The sequence below is a fragment of the Ensifer sp. VA4 genome (assembly GCF_055710065.1).
In genome coordinates this window covers 334,705-358,937 of record NZ_JBVQPO010000008.1, presented here as the reverse complement: position 1 = coordinate 358,937, position 24,233 = coordinate 334,705, and the positions used below count along the sequence as shown (strand labels likewise).

Below are 24,233 nucleotides of genomic sequence, written 5' to 3'. Positions count from 1 at the left end.
GCTTCGACGACGCTGCCGACCGAATTCCAGCGGTCGCCGGGCAAGGACTGCCATTCCGGTCGCCGGAGGGCCAGGAGCGGAACTCCGGTTCTTTGCGCCGCCTCAGCGGCATTGTGCGAAATGCGCGCGGCAAAGGGGTGCGTCGCATCGACGAGCAGCGCGATGTTCTCGTCACGCAGGAAATGCGCCAGCCCGTCGGCGCCGCCGAAGCCGCCTATGCGCGTCTTCACCGGCTGCGGCTTCGGGTCGGCGGTGCGACCGGCCAGCGAGATTGCGGTGTCGTAGCGGACGTCTTCGGCCAACCGATGCGCGAGTTCGCGCGCCTCGGTGGTGCCGCCCAAAATCAGGATGCGAGGTTTTTCCATGGCTGACGTGTCGAACGGCGATCCCGGCATCGTCTCCCCCTGGCTGACCGTCATCGGTATCGGTGAAGATGGTGTAGCGGGTCTCGGCGACGAGGCCAAGCGGCTGATTGCCGAGGCCCCTGTCGTCTATGGCGGCAATCGCCATCTGGAGCTCGCCGCGCCGTTGATCAAGGGCGAGGCGCACAATTGGCAAAGCCCGCTCGAACGCTCGGTCGTGGAGATCGTTGAGCGCCGCGGCACGCCCGTCGTCGTGCTCGCCTCAGGCGACCCGTTCTTCTACGGTGTCGGCGTGACGCTGGCGCGCCGGATTGCCTCGGCGGAAATCCGTACGCTGCCGGCGCCCTCATCGATCAGCCTTGCCGCCTCGCGCCTCGGCTGGGCGCTGCAGGAGGCGACGCTCGTCTCGGTGCACGGACGCCCGCTCGATCTGGTGCGGCCGCACCTGCATCCGGGCGCACGCGTCTTGACGCTGACGTCGGACGGAGCAGGCCCCAGGGACCTTGCCGAGCTTCTGGTCGCCAGCGGCTTCGGTCAGTCGCGGCTGACCGTGCTCGAGGCGCTCGGTGGTGCCGGCGAACGGGTGACGACGCAGATCGCCGCGCGCTTCATGCTCGGCCTCGTCCATCCTCTCAATGTCTGTGCCATCGAGGTGGCGGCCGACGAGGGCGCGCGCATCCTGCCGCTCGCGGCCGGTCGCGACGATGCACTGTTCGAACATGACGGGCAGATTACCAAGCGGGAGGTGAGGGCGCTGACGCTCTCGGCTCTCGCGCCGCGCAAGGGCGAATTGCTCTGGGACATCGGCGGTGGCTCAGGCTCGATCGGCATCGAATGGATGCTGGCCGACCCGACCATGCAGGCGATCTCCATCGAAGTGTCGCCGGAGCGGGCCGCTCGCATCGGCCGCAACGCCATGATGTTCGGCGTGCCCGGGCTGACGGTGGTCGAAGGCGAGGCGCCGGCCGCACTTGCCGGCCTGCCGCAGCCGGATGCGATCTTCATCGGCGGTGGTGGCAGCGACGGCGGCGTGATGGCGGCGGCGGTCGCAGCACTTGGCCCCGGCGGACGGCTGGTTGCCAATGCGGTGACGACCGAGATGGAGGCGGTTCTGCTCGATCATCACGCGCGGCTCGGCGGCTCTCTGATCCGCATCGATATCGCCAGGGCCGGCCCGGTCGGCGCGATGACCGGCTGGCGTCCGGCCATGCCGGTGACCCAATGGTCGTGGATTAAGAGCTAGAGCAATACCAGCAAAAGTGCGAAGCGGTTTTGCGTCCGGGATTGCGTAAGAACAAGAGAGCAATACCAGCAAAAGCGCGAAGCGGTTTGCGTCCGGGATTGCGGGAAATAGAGAAAGAGCGACACATGACGGTACATTTCATCGGCGCCGGCCCGGGGGCTGCGGATCTGATCACGGTGCGCGGGCGCGACCTGATCGGGCGTTGCCCGGTCTGCCTCTATGCCGGCTCGATCGTTTCACCGGAACTCCTGCAATATTGCCCGTCCGGTGCCCGCATCGTCGATACGGCGCCGATGTCGCTCGACGAGATCGAGGCCGAGTATGTGAAGGCGGCAGCCGACGGCCTGGATGTGGCACGGCTGCATTCCGGCGATCTTTCGGTGTGGAGTGCGGTCGCCGAACAGATCCGCCGGCTGGAGAAGCATGGCATCGCCTATACGATGACGCCGGGCGTGCCGTCCTTCGCCGCTGCGGCAGCGGCGCTCGGGCGCGAGTTGACTATTCCTGCGGTGGCCCAGAGCCTGGTGCTGACCCGCGTCTCCGGCCGTGCCTCGCCCATGCCGAACAGCGAAACGCTTTCCGCTTTCGGCGCTACCGGCGCGACGCTGGCGATCCATCTCGCCATCCATGCCCTTCAGCAGGTGGTCGAGGAACTGACGCCGCTTTACGGCGCCGATTGCCCCGTCGCGATCGTGGTCAAGGCTTCCTGGCCGGACGAGCGGGTGGTGCGCGGCACGCTCCGCGATATAGCCGCCAAGGTCGCGGAAGAGTCGATCGAGCGCACGGCGCTGATCTTCGTTGGCCCCGGGCTCGAAGCTTCCGATTTCCGCGAGAGTTCGCTCTACGACCCGGCCTATCAGCGGCGCTTTCGGGGGCGTGGCGAATAGGCCAGATAATTCAAGCGCTGTCAGCGGCTTTCCGCGCGGCTGCGCGGTTGAAACTACTCTGCCGGTTCTTCTCGCGGCGGCCGCTGCTTGAGCGGGACGCCGCGTTTTTCCTTGACCCGATCGCGGTAGAGCGCGGCCTGGCCGAGCAGCATCAGCGTCACCGGCGTGGTGACGAGAACGAAGACGATGATCAGGATCTCGTGGAATACCCAGCGGCTCTGCAGCACCGCGAAGCAGATGATCGAGGCGGCGCAGATCAGGATCACGCCGCCGCTCGTCGCCAGCGTCGGCGCATGCAGGCGCTCGTAGAAGCTGGTAAACCGTAGAAGGCCGACCGAGCCGATCAGGGCGATTGCGGCGCCCAGAAGCGTCAGCCCGCAGACGAGGATGGCGGCCCAGACGGGAAGGTCGGTGAGGTGGCTCATTCGATGATCTCCCCGCGCATCAGGAATTTGCCGAAGGCAATCGACGACACGAAGCCGATCAGTGCGACGATCAGCGCCGATTCGAAATAGAGCGTGTTGGCGCTGCGGATGCCGAAGGTGAGCAGCATCAGCATGGCGTTGATATAGAGCGTGTCGAGGCCAAGGATGCGGTCCTGGGCGCGCGGGCCCCTCACCATGCGGAAGAAGGCGAAGGCCATCGCCAGACCGAGCATGATCTGGGCGATCAGGATCGACCAGATGATCGAAAGTTCCATCATCCGAATATCTCCTTCAAGGCAGCCTCGTAGCGTTTGACCGTATCGATCCAAACGCGCTCGTTCTCCATGTCGAGCACATGGAAGAGCAGCGATTTCCGGCGGCGGTCGTATTCGAGCCAGGCCGTTCCGGGCGTCGCGGTCAAGATACAGGCAAGCAGCGCCAGGGCGTTTTCGTCATCGATATCGAGATCGACCGTGAGGAATCCTGAACTCGGCGGTCGGCGTCGGCCGCGCAAAATGACGGCGATGACGGCAAGGTTGGAGCGGATGATGTCGAGTGCAACGGCAAAGCCGAAGCGTAGCGTCAGGAGGATCCGGCGCGGATGGGAACGGACGGGGCTGAGTTTCAGCGTCACCCAGCCGAGGCCGGTCGCCAGGATCGTGCCCATGACGAAAGTGCTGGGGGCCACCGATTGATTGAGCAGCAACCAGATGAGGAGCAGCGCAATCGACAGCAGCGGATAGGGGAGCCAGGTGCGCATCGTTGACTAGCCTCCCGCCCGGGGTGCCGTGAGCACCCGCTCGGTGTAGCCGGCCGGATCGAACAGCGAATCCGCCGTCGCCTGCATGTAGCGCATCGCCGGACCGGCCTGTACGCTGAGGAATATGCAGGTGGCGAGCAACACGATGACGGGTGTGATCTCGATGACGACGACGCGCGGCACGGTGTTTTCGATCGACGCCCAGAAGGTGCGGATGCCGACGCGATTCATGGCGATCATCGCTGCCAGACCGGAGATGATCAGCAGCGTGACATAGGTCCAGTCGGCCGTGGAGATCGCCCGGGCGGCTTCGGTCCCCGAGAGGCCGAAGAGACCGCCGAGGATCGCGAATTTGGCAACGAAGCCCGAGAGCGGTGGCAGGCCGGAAAGCAACAGGGCGCAGAGGCAGAAGCAGAGGCCGAGGATCGCCATTGTTCCGGGGATCGCCGCGCCGACCACTTCTTCCTCCTCGTCCTCGTCGGCGTCGCCATAGGCTTCCATCGTCACGGCGAGAACGTCGGCGCCGGCGTCGCGGCCGCGCTCGACCAGCTCGATCAAGAGGAAGAAGGCGGCGATGGTGAGCGTCGAACTGACGAGATAGAAGAGTGCGCCTGCGATCATGCCGGGATGGCCGAGGCCGATCGCAGCGAGCAAGGTGCCGGAGGAAACGAGCACCGAATAGGCGGCAAGCCGGCCCATGGCCTGCGAAGCGAGCACGCCGATGGCGCCGAAGGCGATCGTCAGCAGCCCGCCCGCAAGCAGGATCGGCTGGCCGAAACCTGCGGAAGCCCCGGCACTCGCGCCGAAGACCAACAGCGAAAGCCTGAGAATGACGTAGATGCCGACCTTGGTCAGGATCGCAAAGACGGCGGCGACCGGCGGCGTTGCGGCGGAATAGGCCGTCGGCAGCCAGAAGCTCAAGGGCCACATGCCGGCCTTCACCAGGAAGGCGACCCCGAGCACCCCGGCGCCGACCTCGACCATCTGGCGATCGTCCGGCGAAAGTGTCGCCAGCTTCACCGAGAGATCGGCCATGTTGAGCGTGCCGGTCGCGCCATAAATCAGGCTGACGCCGATCAGGAAGAGCGACGAGGCGGCGAGATTGATCGCGACGTAGTGCAGGCCCGCCTTGACGCGCAGCGGCCCGGAGCCGTGCAGCAGCAGGCCGTAGGACGCCGCCAGCATCATCTCGAAGAAGACGAAGAGATTGAAGAGGTCACCGGTGAGGAACGAACCGTTGAGGCCGGCGATCAAAAGTTGGAACAGCGAATGGAAATGATGGCCGGCCGTGTGCCAGCGGGCGATCGAATAGGCCTGGGCGGCAAGCGCCAGTCCACTCGTCAGGCACAGCATCAGCGCCGAAAGGCGGTCGAGCACCAGCACGATGCCGAAGGGGGCCGGCCAGTTGCCGAGCTGATAGACGCCGCTGCCGGCGGCCGCCCCGTCCACCGAGGCGATACGCATCAGCACCATCGAGAGCACGAAGAGTGCGAGCGTGGAGACGAAGCCCATCACGCCCTTCATCATGCGGTTGCGCTCGTCGATCGGGATCATCGCGGCACCGACCATCAGCGGTATCAGGATCGGCAGGATCAGCAGGTGGTGCATCCAGTTAGTCATGGCGCTGCTCCCGACCGTCGACATGGTCCGTGCCGGTGAAGCCGCGCGAGGCGAGCAGCACGACGAGGAAGAGCGCCGTCATGGCGAAGCCGATGACGATCGCGGTGAGCACGAGCGCCTGCGGCACCGGATCGGTGAAGCGGCTGAGATCGCCGACGCCACCGGGTTCCAGCACCGGCGGCGCGTTTACGCGAAGACGCCCCATGCCAAAGATGAAGAGGTTGACCGCATAGGAGAGCAGCGAAAGCCCGATGATCACCTGATAGGTACGTGGACGCAGCAACAGATAGACGCCGGATGCCGTAAGCACGCCGATGGCGGCCGAGAGAATGATCTCCATCAGCTGGCCTCCTTTCCGCTCCGCATGGCGCGCGCGTGGGCCCGCGGCGCGCGGATCGACTGGTGGGCGAGCGCGATGAGGATCAGCACCGTTGCGCCGAGCACCAGCGAGAAGACGCCGAGATCGAAGAACAGGGCGCTCGCCAGCGGGAACTTCCCGACGATCGGCAATGTGGCGTACTGGGCATGCGAGGTCAGGAACGGATAGCCGAAGAGCCAGGAGCCGATGCCGGTGGCCGCGGCGACCAGCAGCCCGATGCTCATCCAGCGCAAGGGATGGATGCGCAGCCGCTCCTCGACCCAGCGCGTGCCGCCGGACATGTATTGCAGGATGAAGCCGATCGACATGGCAATGCCGGCGGCAAATCCGCCACCCGGCAGATCATGGCCGCGCAGGAACAGATAGGCGGCCAGCATGCCGATGACCGGGAACATCCAGCGCATGATCACCGAAGGCACGAACAGATATTCGGCGACGCTGTCGCCCTCGTTGCGATCCGGGTGATCGTCGTCGAAGGCATTCTGGACACGTTGCTGTTCCGGCGCCTCCAGGCTGTCGGCCTGCGGGCGGAAGCGCAGAAGCAGGGCGAAGACCGTCAGCGCGACGATCGCCAGAACGCCGATTTCGCCAAGCGTGTCGAAGCCGCGGAAGTCGACGAGGATGACGTTGACGACATTGGTGCCACCGCCCTCCTTGTAGGCGCGTTCGAGGAAATAGCTGGCGATCGTCTCGCGCAGCGGACGGGTCATCATCGTATAGGCGATGAGCGCCACGCCGCCGCCGGCGGTGATCGCCAGCAGGAAGTCACGCAGGCGCCGGAAGCGGACCTGCAGCGAAAGCAGCTCCGATTCCTGCGTATCCTCGATGCGCTTCGGCAGCCAGCGAAGACCGAGCAGGATGAGGACCGTCGTGACGATTTCGACGAGGAGCTGGGTCACGGCAAGGTCGGGCGCCGAAAGCCAGACGAAGGTCAGGCAGGTGGTGAGGCCGGCGCCGCCGAGCAGCACGAGCGCAGCCAGCCGGTGGAATTTCGCGAGAAGCGCCGCGCCGATCGCGCAAGCGATGCCGACGGCCCAGAGCAGGGCGAAGGCCGGATCGATGCTGCGCATGAGGAGCGGCGGCATTTCGTAGTGACTGAGAAGCAGCGGCAGTGCGGCGGCGGCGATGGCGATGAAGACGAGGAACCGCATCTGCGGTTGCAGCCGTCGCGTACCGAGACGCTGTTCGAGTGAACGCGCCCATTTCCACGAGAGCGTCACCAGCACGCGCTCGAAGATGCGCTGGCCGTGCAGCAGGCGGAAGATCGGCGGCCCTTCGATGCTGGTCGCAAGGTAGTTGCGCATCAGGAAATAGAGACCGACGCCGCCCGCCAGCGCGACGAAGCTCATGATCAAGGGCAGGTTCCAGCCGTGCCAGACGGCGAGGCTGTACTGCGGCGTGCTGGCGCCGAGGATGGCGACGACCGCCGTATGCAGGAACGGCCCGATGGTTATCGCCGGGATGATGCCGACGACGAGGCAGGCAAGCACCAGGAACTCGATCGGCGCGCGCATCCAGCGCGGCGGCTCGTGCGGCACCTTCGGCAGATCCTCCGGCGCCTTGCCGTAGAAGACGCTGTGGATGAAACGCAGCGAATAGGTAACCGCGAACATGCCGGCGAGCGTCGCGCCATAGGGCGTCATCGTGTCGAGGATGTTGGCCTGATGCGTTTCGATCGCTTCGGCGAAAAACATTTCCTTGGAGATGAAGCCGTTCAAGAGCGGCACGCCGGCCATGGCCGCGCTCGCGACCATGGCGAGCACGGCCGTTCCGGGCATGTAGCGGATCAGCCCTCCGAGCTTGCGCATGTCGCGCGTTCCGGTCTCGTGGTCGATGATCCCGGCCGCCATGAACAGCGACGCCTTGAAGGTGGCATGGTTGACGATGTGGAAGACCGCGGCGACCGCGGCAAGCGGGCTGCCAAGGCTCAAGAGGACAGTGATCAGGCCGAGGTGGCTGATGGTGGAATAGGCGAGCAGGCCCTTCAGGTCCTGCTGGAAAATGGCGAAATAGGCGCCGAGCAGCAGCGTCGAAAGCCCGGCAAGGCCAACGGTCCAGAACCAGGCTTCGGTGCCGGCCATGACCGGCCAGAGGCGCGCCAGCAGGAAGACGCCGGCCTTCACCATCGTCGCCGAATGCAGATAGGCCGAGACCGGCGTCGGCGCGGACATCGCATGCGGCAGCCAGAAATGGAACGGGAACTGCGCACTTTTCGTCAGCGCGCCGAGCAGAATCAGGACCAGTACCGGCATGTAGAGCGGCGAATTGCGGATCAGGTCGCCCGAGGCGAGCACGACGTCGAGATCGTAGCTCCCGACGATGCGGCCCATCAGCAGGAGGCCAACGAGCATGCAGAGACCGCCGGTGCCGGTCATGGTCAGCGCCATTCGCGCGCCGTCACGGGCATGGGCATTGTGATGCCAGTAGCCGATCAGCAGAAAGGAAACGATGCTGGTCAGTTCCCAGAAGACGGCAAGCAGGATGAGATTGCCCGAAAGCACCACGCCGAGCATCGAACCCATGAACGCCAGAAACAGTGCCAGGAAGCGCGGCACCGGGTCCTCTGCGGCCATGTAATAGCGCGCATAGAGCACGACGAGCACGCCGATTGCGGTGACGAGCACCGTGAAGAGCCAGGCGAAGCCGTCCATGCGGAGGGTGAAATTGAGGCCGAGCTCAGGGAGCCAGGCGAGGTCGTAGCGCAGCACACCGCCTGAGGTGACGAAGGGATAGAGGCCGGCGGCGACGAGGAAACACAGGAGCGCGATCGCTCCCGCAAACCAGGCTGTCGCACCTCGTTGATCGGGCGGAAAGAAGATTGCAAGGAGGCTTCCCGCAAATGGGGCGAGAATGAAGACAGAAAGCAATTTTCCCGCGTATTCGATCGTACCGTTCCCTTCGTTCGGGTTTCATGGAGAGCGGGCACCAGAGCGCCGTGCTTTCAAACGAATGCACAAGGGACGCACCAGGATGTTGAATCTAGAGCATCTTTTCCGCTTCAGTGATTGCACTTGCAGCGGGACGTTCTAGAGGCCCGAAAGGGCGGTCGCATCAGCGACTGCCGCAGATGATGCCGCCGATCCCAAGAAGTGGAGGCAGGCAATTGTTTTTATGGCGATTCGCGGCAAGGCTGCCAAGCCTTGCCCGTGCGAAAAATGCACGCATCGTGGTTTTTGCAGCAGGGGGGCGTGCTTCTCAGGCCGCGCGCCAGCGACGCTCGAAGGCGAAGGTGGCAAGGTCGTTGGCGTTCATCGGCCGCGCGAAGGCGTAGCCCTGCAGCCCGTGGCAGCCGAGTTCCTTCAGGATATGGGCGTGTTCCAGCGTCTCGACGCCCTCGGCGATCACTTCGATGCCAAGCGACGTGCCGATATCGATGATCGACTCGACCAGCCGCTTTTCGGTGGGCGACTCGCGGATCGGCAGGACGAGCTGGCGGTCGATCTTCAACCGCCGCGGGGTCAATTTCAAAAGGCTCAGGATCGAGGCATAGCCCGTGCCGAAATCGTCGATCTCGATGTCGATGCCGAGCTTCTTGATGCGGCGGATGTTGGACAGCGCCGTCATGTCGCTCTCGTCGAAGGAGATCGATTCCAGCAGCTCGAAAGACAGGCGGCCGGCCGGAATCTGCAATTGTTCGAGACGATCGATCAGGTTTTCATCGTGAAGGCGCGCATAGGACAGATTGACCGAGACCTTGGGAATATGGATGCCGTTGGCCTCCCAGCGATAGAGCTGGAACAGCGCCTGTTCCAGGATCGCCTGGTCGATCGACGCGACCACGTTGATGTCTTCCGCCGTCTTCAGGAACGCGTGAGGGCCGAGCAGTCCCTTGGACGGATGATCCCAGCGGGCCAGTGCCTCGACACCGATGATGTCGAGCGATCGCGGGCAGAACTGCGGTTGGAAATGCGCGATGAACTCGTTGTGCTCCAGCCCGCGAAGGATCTCGTCGGCCGTCTGCTTCGTCTTGAAAACGGCTGTCTTCAACTCACCTGTGAAGGTCTCGTGCCGGTTGCGGCCGCGGCGCTTGGCTTCGTAGAGCGCAATGTCGGCATTGACCAGCACGTGCGACAGGTCATCGGTTGCCTTTGTCTGGGCAGCAATGCCGATGCTGACGCCGATGCGGCACTCCTGGTCCTTGTAGCGAACGGGCACGCTCATCGCCTCGATGATGCGGGAAGCGAGTGTGGCGTCCGGTTCTGCCCCGCCATCCTGGCGAACGATGACGAATTCGTCGCCGCCGATGCGGGCAACGAAGTCCTTTGCATCCGCATTGCCGCGCAGCAGTTCGGCGGCGTGGCGCAGGATCTCGTCGCCGGCGGCGTGGCCGAGCGTATCGTTGATCTGCTTGAAGCGGTCGAGGTCCATGTGGAAGATGCTGAGCCTTGCCTCGGGCGTGAAATGCCTGTCGCGATCGGCCAGGACCTGGTCGAGGAAGCGGCGGTTCGGCAGGCCGGTCAGCGGATCGTGCAGGGCATTGAATTCCATGCGATGACGCGCCGCCTCGAGTTCGACGCTGTGCGCCTCGGCCATCCGCTTGGCTTCGAACAGGGTCTCGCGGGTCTCGAAGTCGGCGGTGACGTCCCAGTTGACCCCGACGACCTTCCTCATGCCATCTGCGCCGGTATAGGCGGAGCCGATCGCGCGAATGTGTCGCAAACTGCCGTCGGCGAGACAGATGCGGAACTCCGAGTTGTAGGCGTTGCCCGTCTCGAGCGCTTCTGCGAACTCGGCCTCGGCGCGCTGGAGATCGTCGGAATGCAGCGCGCTCCTCCAGTCCTCGTAGGTCTCGCTTGTGGAACCGACGCAGCCGTAGAGTTCCCGCATCCGGTCGTCCCAAAGCAGCTTGCCGCTCACGATGTCGAGTTCCCAAATGCCGATCTGCGAGGAGTCCAGCGCGATTTTCAGGCGATGGGAAAGTTCCTGCAGTTGCGCCTTGCTGTGCCTGAGCGCGCGAATGTTGGCTTGCCGCTCGCTCATCAGGCGGCCGGTCAGTACCATCGGCAGGATGATCATCAGGCCGCCGAGAACGATCAATCCGCGGATGAACCAGGCATTACCGGCCGTCGCCGGCCATCCGCTCTTGGGAACGGCTGCAATGCGCCAGGAGCCCCCAGGCAAAAGCACGGTCATCTCGACCGGCGAATGCTTGAAGATTGCCGGGTCGCCGAAGAAGATCGGTCCCTTTGCGCCTGTTCCGTCGCGTCCGGCTATGGCGATATCTATGCCGGGCTGCTTCGAAAAGAGTCCGCTGTCACGATAGAGGCGATCGATGTCGATGACGGCAGAGACGATGCCCCAGAAGCGATTGCTGCTGCCGCCGGCGTCGATCGATACCGGGAACCGACCGATCAATCCTCGCCCGCCCTGGACGAGGTCCACGGGGCCGGCAAGGACCATCTGGCCGGTGTTCTTCACCCGCATGACGGCCGCGCGTTGTGCATCATTCCTGCGGTAATCGAGCCCCAGCGCCTTCTCATTTCCTGCGAGCGGGTAGACGAGCGAGACGATGAGGTTCGGCGCGGCGGCGATGCTGCGCAGTTGCGAGCGTTCGGTGAAGATGCTGCGCGAGAGCGTAGCGAAGCGTTTCTGATCCATGCCGGGCTCGGTGACGAGCGTGCCGATCAATCCGCGCACCAACTGGATGTTGCCGTTGACGTTGGCCTCGAGTTTGGCGCGGATGGGGTTGAGCTCTTCGGCGATCCGAGCGCGCAGGCGCGCCTCAGCCACCACCTGGTTCTGATTGTCTGCGAGGATGCCGGCCACCAGGACCACGAAAGCCGCTATGACCGCCGGAAGGTAACTTGGCGCTAAATTTCTGAAGAGCCTCTTCATTCCGAGGTTGAAAGCATGTCTGGCAGGCACAAATCACCCCGGTGGCACGCGAATGGCTGTGTATCGACCGGGATGATCCCAAAAGGGTCTTAACAATTCTTGTTTTAGGCGGCTCTTTTATACGAGGTTACGCACTCAGTCGCGCTTGCGCTCGGGCAGCTTCTTGCGCTTGGTCTCGGCAAGTTCCTTGAGTTCGCTTTCGCTCATGGATTTTTCCATCCCGCGGGACGCGCCCTTGAGGCTGGATTTCTTGATCTCTCCGCGCTTTGCGGCAAGGGCCGCACCGGCTGCCTGCTGCTGAGCCTTCGACTTGGCTGGCATGGAACACCACCTTTCCGTTGATAGCCCTCTCCCAACGCGCGGCCATCGTCGGTGTTCCCGGATTTCCGGATGGACCGCGATCCTACGTGCCTTCGCGCGCTTCGATCATCGCCTGCAACGTCTCCAGGCGATCGGCGTCGCGCGGCAGCTTGTCCTGCCGAAGGCGGGCTATGCGCGGAAAACGCATCGCCACGCCGGACTTGTGCCGGGTCGAACGATTGATGCCCTCGAAGGCGACTTCGACGACGAAACCGAAATCGGGCTCGGCGCGCACGGCCCGGACCGGCCCGAAGCGCTCGGTCGTGTTGTCCCTGACGAAACGGTCGAGAACCTCCAGCTCGGCGTCGGTGAAGCCGAAATAGGCCTTGCCGACCGGTACCAGCGCCTCCTTTCCGTCGACGGTGGTCCAGACGCCGAAGGTGTAGTCGGAGTAGTAGCTCGAGCGCTTGCCGTGGCCGCGCTGCGCATACATCAGCACCGCGTCGATGTTGAAGGGCGCACGCTTCCACTTGAACCAGGGACCCTTGACGCGGCCCGGCGTATAGGGCGAATCGAGCCGCTTCAACATGATGCCTTCGATGACCGGATCGGGCGGGTCGGCGCGCAGCCGATCAAGCTCGTCCCAGGACGAGAACGGCACCAGCGGCGACAGGTCGAAATGCTGCGGCGAGGCGTGTTCGACCAGATCGGCAAGCATTGCCCTTCTTGCGACGAAGCCTTGCGGGCGAACGTCGTCTTCGGCTGAAAAGAGAATGTCGTAAGCGCGGACGAAGGCAGGATAGGCCTCGAGGAGCTTGTGGCTGACGGTCTTGCGGTTCAGGCGCTGTTGCAGATCGGCGAAGTTTCGGGTTGCGCGATTGGTGCGCGTCGTACCGCCGACGAGCAGTTCGCCGTCGATGACGCCGGTGAAGTCCGCGGCTTCCAGCACATCGGGAAAGGCGCCGGAGATCTCGTCGCCGCTGCGGGAATAGAGCCGGCGCGCGCCGCCGATATTGGCAAGCTGCACCCGGATCCCATCCCACTTCCATTCGGCGGCGAAGTCCCTGGGGTCGAGCGCGTCGAGATCGCCTTCGCCGACGGGATTGGCAAGCATGACCGAATGGAAGACGGCAGGCGTCGAAAGCGCAGGTTTCTCGGCCTCGCCCGAAAGCCAGCCGAAGAGCGGCAGATAGGGCGGCGACAAACCGTGCCAGAGCGTCTCGATCTCGGCGACATCCTTGCCGCCCATTTCGGCGAGCGCCTGCTTGGCGAGCTTGGCTGATACGCCGATGCGCAGGCCGCCGGTCACCAGCTTGAGAAAGGCGAAGCGCGCCGAGGTGTCCAGGTGGTCGAGCATGTCGCGCACGACGCTGCGCGCGTCGGCACGGCCGGTCATCTGCAGGCGCTCGATGGCTTCACCGAGTGGAATATCAGATGCAACGGTGCCGGCGGGCGGCTCCCAGACGAGCGAGACCGTTTCGGCCAGATCGCCGACATAGTCGTAGGAATACTGGAACAGCACGGCGTCCATGCGTTCGAGCAGCAGGTCGCGGATCATCGCGGGCTTGACGGTGTTCAGCGATAACGTGCCGGCGATGGCCGCAAGCGCGTAGCCGCGGCTCGGATCCGGAGCGGTCTGGAAGTAATCGGCCAGCAGGCGAATCTTGGCGTTGCGCTGCGGGCTCAAAACGAGACGGTCGAGCAGCTCGGCAAAGGCACGCATCCGTCACTCTCCCTCGTCGTCGTAGCCGACGAGGTGCAGCGGACGGGCGGCGATGCCCTGAAGCTCGCACCAGCGCACCAGCGCTTCCTCGCGCCCATGCGTGACCCACACTTCGCCCGGTGCAATCTCGGTGATCGTTGCCGTGAGCTCGGCCCAGTCGCAATGGTCGGAGATGACGAGCGGCAGTTCGACGCCGCGCTGCTTTGCTCTTTGACGGATCAGCATCCAGCCGGACGCGAAGATGGCGATCGGATCGGCGAAGCGCCGCGACCATCTGTCGGCGAAGGCGGCGGGCGGGCCGACCACGACCGTACCCCTGAAGTCCTGCTTTTCGTCTGCGGCGAGCGTTGCCGGACGCAGTTCGCCGAGGTCGATGCCCTGGCTCTGGTAGTAGTCGCAGAGCCGCTGCAGGGCGCCGTGGATGAAGATCGGCTCGTGGTAGCCCGCTTCGCGCAGGAGCGCGATGACGCGCTGTGCCTTGCCGAGCGCATAGGCGCCGACGACGTGGGTCCGTTCGGGAAATTGCGCAAGCGACGTCAGCAGCTTGCGGGTTTCGGCCCGGTCGTCCGGGTGGTGGAAGACCGGCAGACCGAAGGTCGCTTCGGTGATGAAGACGTCGCAGGCGACCGGTTCAAAACCGGCACAGGTCGGATCCCGCCGCCGCTTGTAGTCGCCGGAGACGACGATGCGCGTGCCGTTGGCGCGGACGGAGATCTGTGCCGAGCCGAGCACGTGGCCGGCGGGATGGAAGCCCACTTCGACACCGTTCAGTGTCAGCCTTTCCCCGAGTTCGACCGCCTGGGTCGTACCGCAGAAGCCTTCGCCATAGCGAATGCGCATGATGTCGAGGGTTTCGCGGGTGGCGAGCACCTGGCCGTGGCCGGCGCGGGCATGGTCGGAATGGCCATGGGTAATGAGCGCCCTTTCGACCGGCTGCACCGGGTCGATGTAGAAGTCGCCGATCTGGCAATAGAGACCCTTGGGGGCGGGATAGAGCAGGGCGTCCGGTTTCATGGACATAAAGATAGCCGGCGAAGGCGTGTCCGCCAGCCATCTTGTTCAAGTTTTTCAAGGCACAACATCGGCCGCGCCTCGATCAGGTTCAGCCGTTCAGGACGAGCGTGTCGCTGATCAGCTTCAGCGTACGGGCGGCATCGATGTCGATGCAGGCCTTCTGGCTCGGCAGATCGTCCCAGGGGCTCGGCGGGAAGAGCTTGTTGTCGGGCCGCTGGATCGTCTGACCGTCGGCAATGCCGCCGCAGACGACGCGGATCGATCCGCTTCTGACGGTGAAGAGCTCGGGTGCCACGACATAGGCGCAGGCGCAGCTGTCATGCACGACCATGCCGTCGGGCACGTGCTGCTCGTAGAAGGTGACGTAGAACTGCGAGATGTCGGCGAGCAGTTTGCCGGCTTCGCCGCCCTGCTCGGCAATGTCGGCGATCATCGCCTTGGTCATCACCGTCTTGGTGGTGACGTCGAGACCGACGACGGTGACTGGCCACGGGGCCGTCATCACGACGTCAGCGGCTTCCGGGTCGCCGTGAATGTTGGCTTCGGCCGCCGGGGTGATGTTGCCGTTGACGTCGAAGGCGCCGCCCATGATGACGACTTCGCGCACGAGCGCGGCAAAATCCGGATCCTCGCGCAGCGCCAGCGCCAGGTTGGTCATGCGGCCGACCGCAATCAGCGTCACTTGGCCCGGATGGGCGCGGACCGTATCGATGATGAAGCGATGCGCCGGACGCGGGTCGATCGGCAGATCGACCGTCTCGGGGACGTCGATGTTGCCGAGGCCGTCGTCGCCGTGGATGAAGGTCGGCCAGCCGACATGCGGGCGGTCGGGGTTGAAGGTCTTGTCGAGGCCCTTGGCGACCGGTGCGTCGATGCCCCAGCGCTGCTTCAGGAACAGGGCGTTGCGCGTGGTGGTTTCGACCGAGGCGTTGCCGAAGACGGTGGTGATGCCGATCAGGTCGATGGCCGGATGCCGATGCAGGAAGAGCAGTGCCATCGCATCGTCGATGCCCGGGTCCGTATCGAATATGACTTTGTGCATTTTCGTTCTTCTTTTCTTGTTCTTGTGTTTGACGGCCCGCAATGGAGGCAAGATGGCCGTGAAAGTCAATCTCCCTCCCGGGCGCTTGGGCCGAGACGGAGCGCCTTCCCGGTGCGTTTCCGTGGGAACATCGCTGCGCGGGCGGACATGGCAAGCTCCTTCACATGGATGGGAACTGCTCATCCAGTGTCAACCGGAGGTCATTGTCATGCATAAGCTGGTACTCGTTTCGATGATCGTCATCACCGCGGCCACTTCGTTTGCCGCTCCCTCCTTTGCCCAAAGCGCCGGCGGCAAGGGCCGCGGCGGCGGTGGCGGGCACAGCTCTTCCGACAGCAGCGATTGGTATCCTGGCATCGGCTCCTTCACGCATGGCAACGACAACTACAACCGTCGCCGTCCCAGGGTGATCCTGACGAAATCCGGGGCCTACTGTGTTGAAAACCGGCGGTGGGTGGATGCGTCAGGAACCGTGCACGTCTCGCCCTACCGCGAGTGCCGCAACCGCGTGGACATCGCGATCGATTGAGCAGCGCCAACAGGCGACAGCAATGCGCAGGCGGGTAATCGCCTGCGCATTGCTTTGCTGTTTCAGTGGCCGCGCTGGTCGCGGCCGCGTGACCTTCTCCGCAGCAGCTTAAACTTTCCGAAAGGTGGCGGGCCTTATGTTGAGGCGGGCCCTTCGGGCTTTTCTGCAATTCCTGGATATGACGGCGGAGTCACCCTTGTGAAGGCTATCCTCGGCAAGTTTCGGCCATCGAAGAGACTGCTCGTCATCCTCGCGGCCGCCTTCGGCGTCTCGGCCGCCTCCGGCGGAGCCGCCGTCTATGTCAGCCGGGATGCCCTGATGGCGGGACTTTCCAAGCCGAATACCTCGGGCCTCGAATGCACGCTGCTGCGGACCCTCAAGCTCAGCCACAACGGCCAGCGCTGGATCCGCATGCACGTCAAGACCGATCGCGCCGACGGCGAGACGCGCATGCGCACGGCCCTGCGTGTGGTCGGCGCGCTGGCGAAGGCCGAGCGGGCCGATCTCTATCAGGTCGTCGTGCTCGATGCGGCCGGCCCAGAGGATCGGGCCCAGGTCCGCGGAGCCGCAATCGGCGCGGAGGTGCTCTTCGCCCCCGGTCCGCAGAGCGTACCTGGCATGAGCGAAACCTTCCGCGCTTCCTATAACGCCGGCACGGCCAACTCTGCCGGCGTCTTCCACGGCAAGACGGTCGATCTCTCCATGGACGATATCCACACGATGATGGCCGCGATAGACGACCATTCGCCTTGCATCGATCCGTTGGCGGACCCTACCGAAGCCAAGACCGCCGACGCAGGTGGTGCCGAACATGAGGCCGAACCGGCTGAAACAGCCGAGGCGCCCGCCGGGCATTGAGCCCGCGGTGCCCGCCAGTAATAGTTTCCATTGAAAATCAGAAAGGCCCGACGCGTGCGCGGCGGGCCTTCGTGTTCATTGCAATGCGACCTTGATCAGTCGGCCTTGTGGCGGCGCGCGGGGAAGAGGATGACGTCGCGGATCGACGGCGCATTGGTGAGCAGCATGATCAGGCGGTCGACGCCGATGCCAAGGCCGCCGGCCGGCGGCATGCCCTGGTCGATGGCATCAAGGAACTCGTCGTCGAGCTGCTTGGCCTTTTCGCCGCGGGCGTGCGCCTGCTCGAGCTGCTCGACCATGCGGGCGCGCTGCTCTTCCGGGTCATTGAGTTCCGAGAAGGCGTTGCCGAGTTCCCAGGTGTTGCAATAGGTCTCGAATCGCTCGACGAGGCGCGGCTCGCCCGGCACTTCCTTGGCGAAGGGCGAGATGTCCTTCGGGAAATGCGTGACGTGGGCCGGCTGGATCAGCGTCGGCTCGACCTTCTCCTCGAAGACGAAGGCCAGGCATTCGCCCCAGGTCCAGTCCTTCTCGACCTCGAAGCCGGCAGCCTTGGCGGCAGCGCGGGCTTCTTCGTCGGTCTTCATCGCCAGGAAGTCGATGCCGGTCGCTTCCTTGACGGCATCAGGCATCGGCACGCGGCGGAACGGGCCCTTGAAGGAGATCTGCTTGTCGCCATAGGCGAATTCGGTCGAGCCGTGGATCGCCATGGCGAGTTCGGAGAACATGCGTTCGACGAGGTCCATGACGTCCTCGTAGTCGGCATAGGCCCAATAGCACTCCATCATGGTGAATTCCGGATTGTGCCGGGTGGAGACGCCTTCGTTGCGGAAGTTGCGGTTGATCTCGAACACCTTGTCGGTGAGGCCCGAGACCAGCGTCCGCTTCAGATACAGTTCCGGCGCGATGCGCAGGTACATGTCGAGCTTCAGCGTGTTGTGATGCGTCTTGAACGGCTCGGCGGTGGCGCCGCCATAGACCGAATGCAGCATCGGCGTCTCGACTTCCATGAAGCCGTCGTTTTCCATGAAGCGGCGGATGCCGGAAACGATCTTGCTGCGTTGCTGGAAGCGCAGCTTCGATTCCTCGTTGGTCATGATGTCGAGGTGACGCTTGCGGTAGCGCAGCTCGATGTCGGAGAGGCCGTGCCACTTCTCGGGCATCGGCAGCAGCGACTTCGTCAGCATGGTGATCGTCTGGGCGTTGATCGTCAGCTCGCCGCGCTTGGTGCGGCGCACGACGCCGGTGACGCCGATGATGTCGCCGATGTCGATCATCGGCAGCAGGCCGCGGGCTTCCTCGCTCGTCACGTCCTTGTGGCTGAAGATCTGGATCTTGCCGGAGGCGTCATGGATATCCATGAACATGCCGGAGTTGCGCGAGGAATAGACGCGGCCGGCAACGGTCACGACATCCTGCGTCTCGGTGTCCGGCTCCAGGCCCTCATACTTCGCCGTGAGTTCGGCATTGGTCATCGTCCGGTGGAAATGGGCCGGATAGACGTCGCCGATCTGCTCGCGCAGGAGGTTCAGCTTCTGTGCGCGAACTTCCGTTGCGTCGGAGGAGAGGCCAGTGGTCTCGGTCTTGTCGTTCATCGTGCTCTCCTTACTTTCCGCTGCCGACCATGGAGGCGACCACCTGGGCCGCCACCTTCAGGCGCTGACGTACCACGGCGCGGCCCAGGATTTCCATGCTGTCGAACAGCGGCAACGAACGCTGCGAGCCCGAAACCGCAACGAACAGCGGCGCCACGATGACTTTCAGCTTCTTGCCCATGCGCTCGGCGACCGCACGCAGTTCCGCTTCGATCGACTCCTTGTTCCATTCCAGGATCTTTTCGAGATCCGGCTGAACGGTGTTCAGGACTTCGAGCAGTTCTTCGGGCGTCGACTTGACGCCGGCAAAGGCTGCCGGCTGCAGTCCGAGGTCGGACTTGAACAGGAAGCTTGCGAGGTCGGGCAGTTCGCCGAACTTCGAGATGCGCGACTGGCTGAGCTTCAGGCCCTGCTTCAGGCGGTCGTTTTCGGACGCCCAGGCAAAGACGCGGGCGGCGAACTCCTCTTCCGAGAGCTTTTCGCGGATCCAGCGGGCGTTGAGCCAGTCGAGCTTCTGGATGTCGAAGATCGCACCGGCCTTGGAGAGGTTTTCCGGATCGAACTTGGCCGCGAGCTCGTCGATCGTCAGCAGCTCCTCGCCCTCGGCGATCTGGATGAAGAACAGGCCGAGGAAGTTCATCAGCGCTTCCGGCAGGTAGCCGAGCGCGGTGTAATAGGAGATCGACGTCGGGTTCTTGCGCTTCGACAGCTTCGACTTGTCGGCGTTGCGCATCAGCGACAGGTGCATGAACTTTGGCGGCTCGAGGCCGAGATACTGGTAGATCAGGATGTGCTTCGGCACCGAAGCCAGCCACTCCTCGCCGCGGGCGACGTGGGTGATCTTCATCAGGTGGTCGTCGACGACGTTCGCCATGTGATAGGTCGGCATGCCGTCGGCCTTCAACAGGACCTGCATGTCGACGGCGTCCCACGGAATCTCGACGTCGCCATAGACGCCGTCGTGGAACTTGCACGAGCCCTCGGTCGGGATCTTCATGCGCACGACATGCGGTTCGCCGGCGGCGACGCGCGACGTCACTTCCTCAGCGGAGAGGTTGAGGCACAGACCGTCATACTTCGACGGCTTGCCGGCGGCGCGCTGGCTCTCGCGCATCTGCTCTAGCCGCTCCGGCGTGCAGAAGCAGCGGAAGCCGTGGCCGTTCTCGACGATCTTCTCGACATAGGGACGATACATGTCCTTGCGGTCGCTCTGGCGGTAGGGGCCATAGGGACCACCGATGTCGGGACCTTCCGACCATTCGAGCCCGCACCATTTCAGCGCGTCCAGCACCTTCTGTTCGAACTCCGGCGTCGAGCGGGTCGCATCGGTGTCTTCGATGCGCAGGATGAATTCGCCGCCATGCTTCTTCGCGAAGAGATAGTTGAACAGGGCGATATAGGCCGTGCCGACATGCGGCTCGCCGGTGGGGGAGGGTGCGATGCGTACCCGGACTGCTGAATTTGCCATGGTCTTTGCCCGTCTGACGTGCTTTTCGCCCTTGCCGAGGAAGATATCCGGCCGTCGGGCGCGCATTTTATGGGAAGGAAAGGCCCGCAAGGGTGCCGCAACAACGGTATCGGCAGGCTATTCCAGTCGGCTCGCGTGAGACCATAGAACGCCGATCATGTCAACGGAAACCGGATCACGCCGGTTTTTGTTGACACTGCCTGCCCCGAGCGATAATGAACCAAAAGGTTATTTAACTGAAAGGTTTTTTAGAATATGCCGGAAGATCGCTTGTCGACGACGCTCTCAGCCCTGGCCGACCCGACGCGAAGGGCGATTCTCGCCCGCCTCGCCCTCGGAGAGGCCTCGGTCGGCGAATTGGCGGAACCCTTCGAAATGAGCCTGCCGGCGGTCTCCAAGCATCTCAAGGTCCTCGAGCGCGCCGGGCTGATCAGCCGCGGCCGCGAAGCGCAATGGCGCCCGTGCCGGCTCGAGGCGGCGGCGCTGAAAGACGTCAACAATTGGCTCGACGGCTATCGCCGCTTCTGGGAGCAGAAATTCGACCGTCTCGACGCCTATCTGCAGGAACTGCAGCGCATCGATCCGGACGCCGGAAAGAACTGATCGCCGTCGCCTCTTCCGTCCCCGGCCGTTCTGCGGTAAGCAGAACGCGTCGAAAAAGGCAGGACCGGATATGGTAAGCCCGGTCCCTTCGGTTTTCCAACGAAGCTCTGCTCGAACGTCCCGTTCGAACCCACGACGTGGTTCCGATGCAATCGCATCGGTCCGCGGCGGGGTGTGCACATCGACGCAGTCCGCCGCGTTTCTCGAACACGGAGACTGTGAACATGCGACTGAATCATATCGATCTCTATAGCCCCGTCGTCGCCGAAACGGCTTCATTCCTCATCGACCATTTCGACCTGACGCTGGTCGAAAAGCGCGGCAAGGACGCCTTCTATCGTCTGACCGACGGGGCCGGCCTGGTGCTCGTCGTCAGCCCGCCGATCGAGGCGCTCGGCGGCGGCGACCAGGTAAAGCTCGGCGCCCAGACCTACCATATCGGCTTCCTGCTGCCGGCGCGGACCGAGGTCGACGACGCCTATCGGCGGGTGCACGGAGCCGGCGTCCAGGTGATGGCGCCGCAGGACCGGCATGGCGCCTATGTCTTCTACGCGGTCATTCCCGGCAACATTCTGGTCGAGGTCGGCCACCGCGCGGACCTCTGAACGAGACCGGAAGGCCGGCGGAACGTTTCCTGTGGCGAGGCGTTCTCCAACCAGAAGGCGTGGGGCCGGGCCGCCGGCATGACTCAGCGAGAGAGGAGGAATGATCCTGTTTTTCGCTGAGGGCTCGCGGTCGACGGCCGGTCGGTTCGGCTCCGCGTTTTCGTGATCTCCCGCAGTATCACGCCCTTCACCTGTGATGGAGGGCGTGATTTTCCTGATCTTTCGCCTGTTATCGCAAGCCGCGGCGCACTTTTGCGCGACAGGCTTCAGTCGAGCTTGCCTTCCTTCCTGAGTCGTGCGTTGCGAGCGACCATGTTGAGGATTTCGACGAGCGCCGAGAAGGCCATGGCGGCGTAGATGTAGCCCTTCGGCACATGCAGGCCCATGCCTTCGGCGATCAGCGTCGTGCCGATCATCAGCAGGAAGGCGAGCGCCAGCATGACGATCGTCGGGTTCTTCTCGATGAAGTTCGCCAGCGGACTGGCGGCGACGAGCATCACGGTCACGGCGGCAATCACGGCGATGACCATGATCGGCAGGTGCGGCGTCATGCCGACGGCGGTGATGATGCTGTCGACGGAGAAGACGAGGTCGAGCAGCAGGATCTGGCCGATCGCGGCGCCGAAGCTGTTGATCGCCGAGGAGGCGATAAAATCTTCGCCGTGATCGCTCGGATCGACATTGTGATGGATTTCCTTGGTTGCCTTCCAGACGAGGAACAGGCCGCCGGCAATCAGGATCATGTCCTTCCAGGAGAAGCCGTGGCCGAAGGCCTCGAAGACCGGCGTCGTCAGCTTGACGATCCAGGCGACGGTGCCGAGGAGAGCGAGGCGCATGACGAGCGCGAGACCGATGCCGACGCGTCGGGCCTTCTCGCGATGGGCGATTGGCAGCTTGTTGGTGAGGATCGAGATGAAGATCAAGTTGTCGATGCCGAGAACCACCTCCATGACGACGAGAGTAACGAGGGCGACCCAGGCGGCGGGGTCTTGGGCAAGCAACAGGATATCCTGCATCGGCGATCTTTCCTTTTTTGCTGCATGTTTCCTTAAATCGCCCTCCGATTTAAGGAAACATGCAGCGCTTCAAAGTGTTACAGCGGCCTTTGCGCATCTGAAAATACGCGCGGCGCTGTAGGTGGCGCGTCGTCGCGCAAGAATCGCCGCAGTATTTAAGTAACATCGCGGAGGTGACAAGCGCCGCCGGCCTCTTGCGGCGGCGCTTTACCGTTTACGATTTGATCGGAATCCACAGTTCGACGGCGCCCATGCCCGAATGCGGGTCGAAGCGCTCGTCGTAGCGTTCGATGAGATCGGGCGTCTCCCCATGCTGCAGGCCGGACTCCGGCAGCCAGGTGCCGAAGATGTGGTCCGCGGTCTTGGCAATCGCGGAAATGTGGCCGCGATGCAGGAAGACAGCGTAGCGCTGCTTCGGCAGTTTCAGCGTCGAAAAGCCATCGGGCAGTTCGTCGGCTTCGCTGACTTCCGCGGCTGCCATGTAACGGAAGGTTCCGGCTTCGCCATTGCTTTGGCTGCACACGCCATAGGCGATGTCGCCCTTCTGGCCGGGTATGTTGCCGAAATGGCGGTTGAACCGCTGCCAGAGCGACGGAATGCCCTCGGTGCGGCCATAGGCATAGGTTTCCGCCAATCCGGCCAACAGCAGGGGCGGGCTGTCTTCGAAGCGTGGCGGGTCGATCTTGAGAAGGCGGGTGTCGTCCATCCTGATAGGCTCCATCAGTTCGATGTTTCGAACGTGCCTTTGCTTGCGGACCGTCTCGGGCGTCACGCCGAACTGGTCGCGAAAGGCGCGGGTGAAGGCCTCGTGCGAGTTGTAGCCCGCTTCGAGGGCCACCGAAAGAATGCTGAGGGAGCCATCGGCCAGGGCGTAGGCGGCATCGGTCAGCCGTCGGCCGCGAATATAGGCGCTGATCGAGCGGCCGGTGACCAGCCCGAAAACGCGCGACAGATGGAAGCGCGAGAGGCCTGCGGCCCCGGCGATTTCATCCAGCGATATGTCCTTTGCGAAATGGCTCTCGATGAACCAGACCGCCCGTCCGATGGCACTCATCATCACTCCCTTGGCAACGCCCTGGTGATAGGGTGTTGCCTCAAGGCGCGCTTGATCGCAATTGCTGGATTGTAACGCCCGGCGGCCGCCAAGAGTTCGGCGTCGGCCGCTCTATTTCTTCGGTCCGTAGGCGGCCATGAAGACGCGGACGGCGGCGGTGACCGTAGCCTCGATCTGTTCCTTGGGCGGTGCAGAACACATGCCGCCGAACAGACGGTGCTTGAAGAGGCCGGCCTGCGCCATTTCGATGAACTGGCGGGCAGCCATCTCGGTGTTGTCGATATTGAGCGTGCCGGCGGGAACCTGCCGGTCGAGATAGGCCTTGAGCACCGTGTAGCCGTTTTCCGGTGCCTCGCTGAAGAAGCGCTCGGCCAGGTGCGGCATCCGGTCGATCACGCCGATCACCATGCGCATGGAGCGGATCGTTTCCTCGGCCGTCATGCTGGTCGTCAGCGTCACGCCGAAATCGTAGAGCGATTCCTCGACGTCGTCATGATCATTGAGCGCGTGCTTGGCCGTCTGGACCACCCGGGTCTTGCCCTTGATGATCAGCGCCTTGAAAAGGTCTTCCTTGTTCTCGAAATAGACGTAGAGGGTGCCCTTCGAGACGCCAGCCTCGCGAGTGATGTCGTTCATGCTGGCGGCGTCGAAGCCGTGGCTCAGGAAGGCACGCCTTGCACCTTCGAGGATCTGCTCGCGCTTGACCGGGTCCTCACCGGCGGCGTGGCGACCGCCACCCGGACAGAGATCTTCTTCCATGCCGGCTGCCGGCTGCACGATGTCCCGTTTCCCGGTCTTCGCCGTACTCATGATGGTCGCTTGTTTCCGTCCTGCTCGCATTAATTTTCACCCATCGAACCGCGTGGTTCGATTTCCTCTTGATATGCGACCAGAAAGGGCTTATGTCAAGTTCGGATC

23 protein-coding genes are annotated in these 24,233 nt (G+C 63.7%); 6 read left to right on the top strand and 17 right to left on the bottom strand.

The window, feature by feature from the left end; translation table 11 throughout:
* Positions 1-365: precorrin-6A/cobalt-precorrin-6A reductase (locus tag AC0C6X_RS16705; RefSeq protein ID WP_472954103.1), on the bottom strand; the 365-nt coding region annotated here is incomplete at its 3' end.
* On the opposite strand from AC0C6X_RS16705, the gene cbiE reads away from it, so the two are divergent.
* Together cbiE and cobM are read left to right on the top strand one after the other, a co-directional pair.
* Positions 364-1,605: a precorrin-6y C5,15-methyltransferase (decarboxylating) subunit CbiE gene (gene cbiE, locus AC0C6X_RS16700; protein ID WP_472954101.1), complete on the top strand. Its 1,242-nt coding sequence runs from the start codon at positions 364-366 to the stop codon at positions 1,603-1,605. The genes AC0C6X_RS16705 and cbiE overlap by 2 nt on opposite strands.
* A 125-nt stretch (positions 1,606-1,730) precedes the next feature.
* Positions 1,731-2,492 carry a precorrin-4 C(11)-methyltransferase gene (cobM, locus tag AC0C6X_RS16695; protein ID WP_472954098.1) on the top strand — a complete coding sequence of 254 codons (762 nt, stop codon included), beginning with the start codon at positions 1,731-1,733 and terminating at the stop codon, positions 2,490-2,492.
* Between the two features lie 53 nt (positions 2,493-2,545).
* Here cobM and mnhG read toward each other — a convergent pair whose 3' ends face one another.
* The 11 genes from mnhG to AC0C6X_RS16640 form a co-directional block, all read right to left on the bottom strand.
* The gene (gene mnhG / locus AC0C6X_RS16690) at positions 2,546-2,917 is read right to left on the bottom strand and encodes a monovalent cation/H(+) antiporter subunit G (RefSeq protein WP_472954095.1); all 372 of its coding nucleotides are present in this window, start codon (positions 2,915-2,917) and stop codon (positions 2,546-2,548) included.
* Entirely contained in the window at positions 2,914-3,195 is a 282-nt protein-coding gene (locus AC0C6X_RS16685; RefSeq protein ID WP_247959854.1) for a K+/H+ antiporter subunit F, read from the bottom strand. Before AC0C6X_RS16685 ends, mnhG begins: the two co-directional genes overlap by 4 nt.
* Positions 3,192-3,677, bottom strand: a complete 486-nt coding sequence (locus tag AC0C6X_RS16680; RefSeq protein WP_472954094.1) for a Na+/H+ antiporter subunit E — start codon at positions 3,675-3,677, stop codon at positions 3,192-3,194. Before AC0C6X_RS16680 ends, AC0C6X_RS16685 begins: the two co-directional genes overlap by 4 nt.
* A 6-nt stretch (positions 3,678-3,683) precedes the next feature.
* A complete protein-coding gene (locus AC0C6X_RS16675) occupies positions 3,684-5,297 on the bottom strand; it encodes a monovalent cation/H+ antiporter subunit D (RefSeq protein ID WP_472954092.1) in 1,614 nt (537 codons plus the stop codon).
* Complete coding sequence (locus AC0C6X_RS16670) at positions 5,290-5,637, bottom strand: Na+/H+ antiporter subunit C (protein WP_034787081.1); 348 nt, start codon at positions 5,635-5,637, stop codon at positions 5,290-5,292. The genes AC0C6X_RS16675 and AC0C6X_RS16670 overlap by 8 nt, the downstream gene beginning before the upstream one ends.
* Positions 5,637-8,543 carry a monovalent cation/H+ antiporter subunit A gene (locus tag AC0C6X_RS16665; protein WP_472954089.1) on the bottom strand — a complete coding sequence of 969 codons (2,907 nt, stop codon included), beginning with the start codon at positions 8,541-8,543 and terminating at the stop codon, positions 5,637-5,639. The genes AC0C6X_RS16670 and AC0C6X_RS16665 overlap by 1 nt, the downstream gene beginning before the upstream one ends.
* Before the next feature lie 328 nt (positions 8,544-8,871).
* On the bottom strand, positions 8,872-11,511 hold the full coding sequence (locus AC0C6X_RS16660; RefSeq protein WP_472954087.1) for a bifunctional diguanylate cyclase/phosphodiesterase: 2,640 nt from the start codon (positions 11,509-11,511) through the stop codon (positions 8,872-8,874).
* Between the two features lie 135 nt (positions 11,512-11,646).
* Positions 11,647-11,832: a DUF3008 family protein gene (locus AC0C6X_RS16655; RefSeq protein ID WP_173520280.1), complete on the bottom strand. Its 186-nt coding sequence runs from the start codon at positions 11,830-11,832 to the stop codon at positions 11,647-11,649.
* A gap of 82 nt (positions 11,833-11,914) precedes the next feature.
* Positions 11,915-13,534: a cisplatin damage response ATP-dependent DNA ligase gene (locus tag AC0C6X_RS16650; RefSeq protein WP_472954084.1), complete on the bottom strand. Its 1,620-nt coding sequence runs from the start codon at positions 13,532-13,534 to the stop codon at positions 11,915-11,917.
* A 3-nt stretch (positions 13,535-13,537) separates the two neighbouring features.
* Complete coding sequence (locus tag AC0C6X_RS16645; protein ID WP_173520657.1) at positions 13,538-14,548, bottom strand: ligase-associated DNA damage response exonuclease; 1,011 nt, start codon at positions 14,546-14,548, stop codon at positions 13,538-13,540.
* An 88-nt stretch (positions 14,549-14,636) separates the two neighbouring features.
* Entirely contained in the window at positions 14,637-15,590 is a 954-nt protein-coding gene (locus AC0C6X_RS16640; RefSeq protein WP_472954082.1) for a nucleoside hydrolase, read from the bottom strand.
* 208 nt (positions 15,591-15,798) lie between these two features.
* On the opposite strand from AC0C6X_RS16640, the gene AC0C6X_RS16635 reads away from it, so the two are divergent.
* Positions 15,799-16,119, top strand: coding sequence for a hypothetical protein (locus tag AC0C6X_RS16635; protein WP_173520283.1), 321 nt, complete (start codon positions 15,799-15,801; stop codon positions 16,117-16,119).
* Between the two features lie 198 nt (positions 16,120-16,317).
* On the top strand, positions 16,318-16,977 hold the full coding sequence (locus AC0C6X_RS16630) for a hypothetical protein (RefSeq protein ID WP_247959847.1): 660 nt from the start codon (positions 16,318-16,320) through the stop codon (positions 16,975-16,977).
* A gap of 95 nt (positions 16,978-17,072) precedes the next feature.
* Here AC0C6X_RS16630 and lysS read toward each other — a convergent pair whose 3' ends face one another.
* Together lysS and gltX are read right to left on the bottom strand one after the other, a co-directional pair.
* Positions 17,073-18,569, bottom strand: a complete 1,497-nt coding sequence (gene lysS / locus AC0C6X_RS16625; protein ID WP_173520285.1) for a lysine--tRNA ligase — start codon at positions 18,567-18,569, stop codon at positions 17,073-17,075.
* Between the two features lie 10 nt (positions 18,570-18,579).
* On the bottom strand, positions 18,580-20,037 hold the full coding sequence (gene gltX / locus AC0C6X_RS16620; protein WP_173520286.1) for a glutamate--tRNA ligase: 1,458 nt from the start codon (positions 20,035-20,037) through the stop codon (positions 18,580-18,582).
* Between the two features lie 255 nt (positions 20,038-20,292).
* Here gltX and AC0C6X_RS16615 point away from each other — a divergent pair, with 255 nt between their 5' ends.
* Entirely contained in the window at positions 20,293-20,640 is a 348-nt protein-coding gene (locus tag AC0C6X_RS16615) for an ArsR/SmtB family transcription factor (protein WP_472954078.1), read from the top strand.
* Between the two features lie 224 nt (positions 20,641-20,864).
* Positions 20,865-21,245, top strand: coding sequence for a VOC family protein (locus tag AC0C6X_RS16610; protein ID WP_173520288.1), 381 nt, complete (start codon positions 20,865-20,867; stop codon positions 21,243-21,245).
* 266 nt (positions 21,246-21,511) lie between these two features.
* Here the strand turns inward: AC0C6X_RS16610 and AC0C6X_RS16605 are convergent, their stop codons facing one another.
* The 3 genes from AC0C6X_RS16605 to AC0C6X_RS16595 form a co-directional block, all read right to left on the bottom strand.
* Entirely contained in the window at positions 21,512-22,261 is a 750-nt protein-coding gene (locus AC0C6X_RS16605; RefSeq protein WP_247959845.1) for a TerC family protein, read from the bottom strand.
* Between the two features lie 214 nt (positions 22,262-22,475).
* Positions 22,476-23,315, bottom strand: coding sequence for an AraC family transcriptional regulator (locus AC0C6X_RS16600; RefSeq protein WP_472954076.1), 840 nt, complete (start codon positions 23,313-23,315; stop codon positions 22,476-22,478).
* A gap of 111 nt (positions 23,316-23,426) precedes the next feature.
* Entirely contained in the window at positions 23,427-24,074 is a 648-nt protein-coding gene (locus AC0C6X_RS16595; RefSeq protein ID WP_376741738.1) for a TetR/AcrR family transcriptional regulator, read from the bottom strand.
* Between the last annotated feature and the right edge of the window lie 159 nt (positions 24,075-24,233).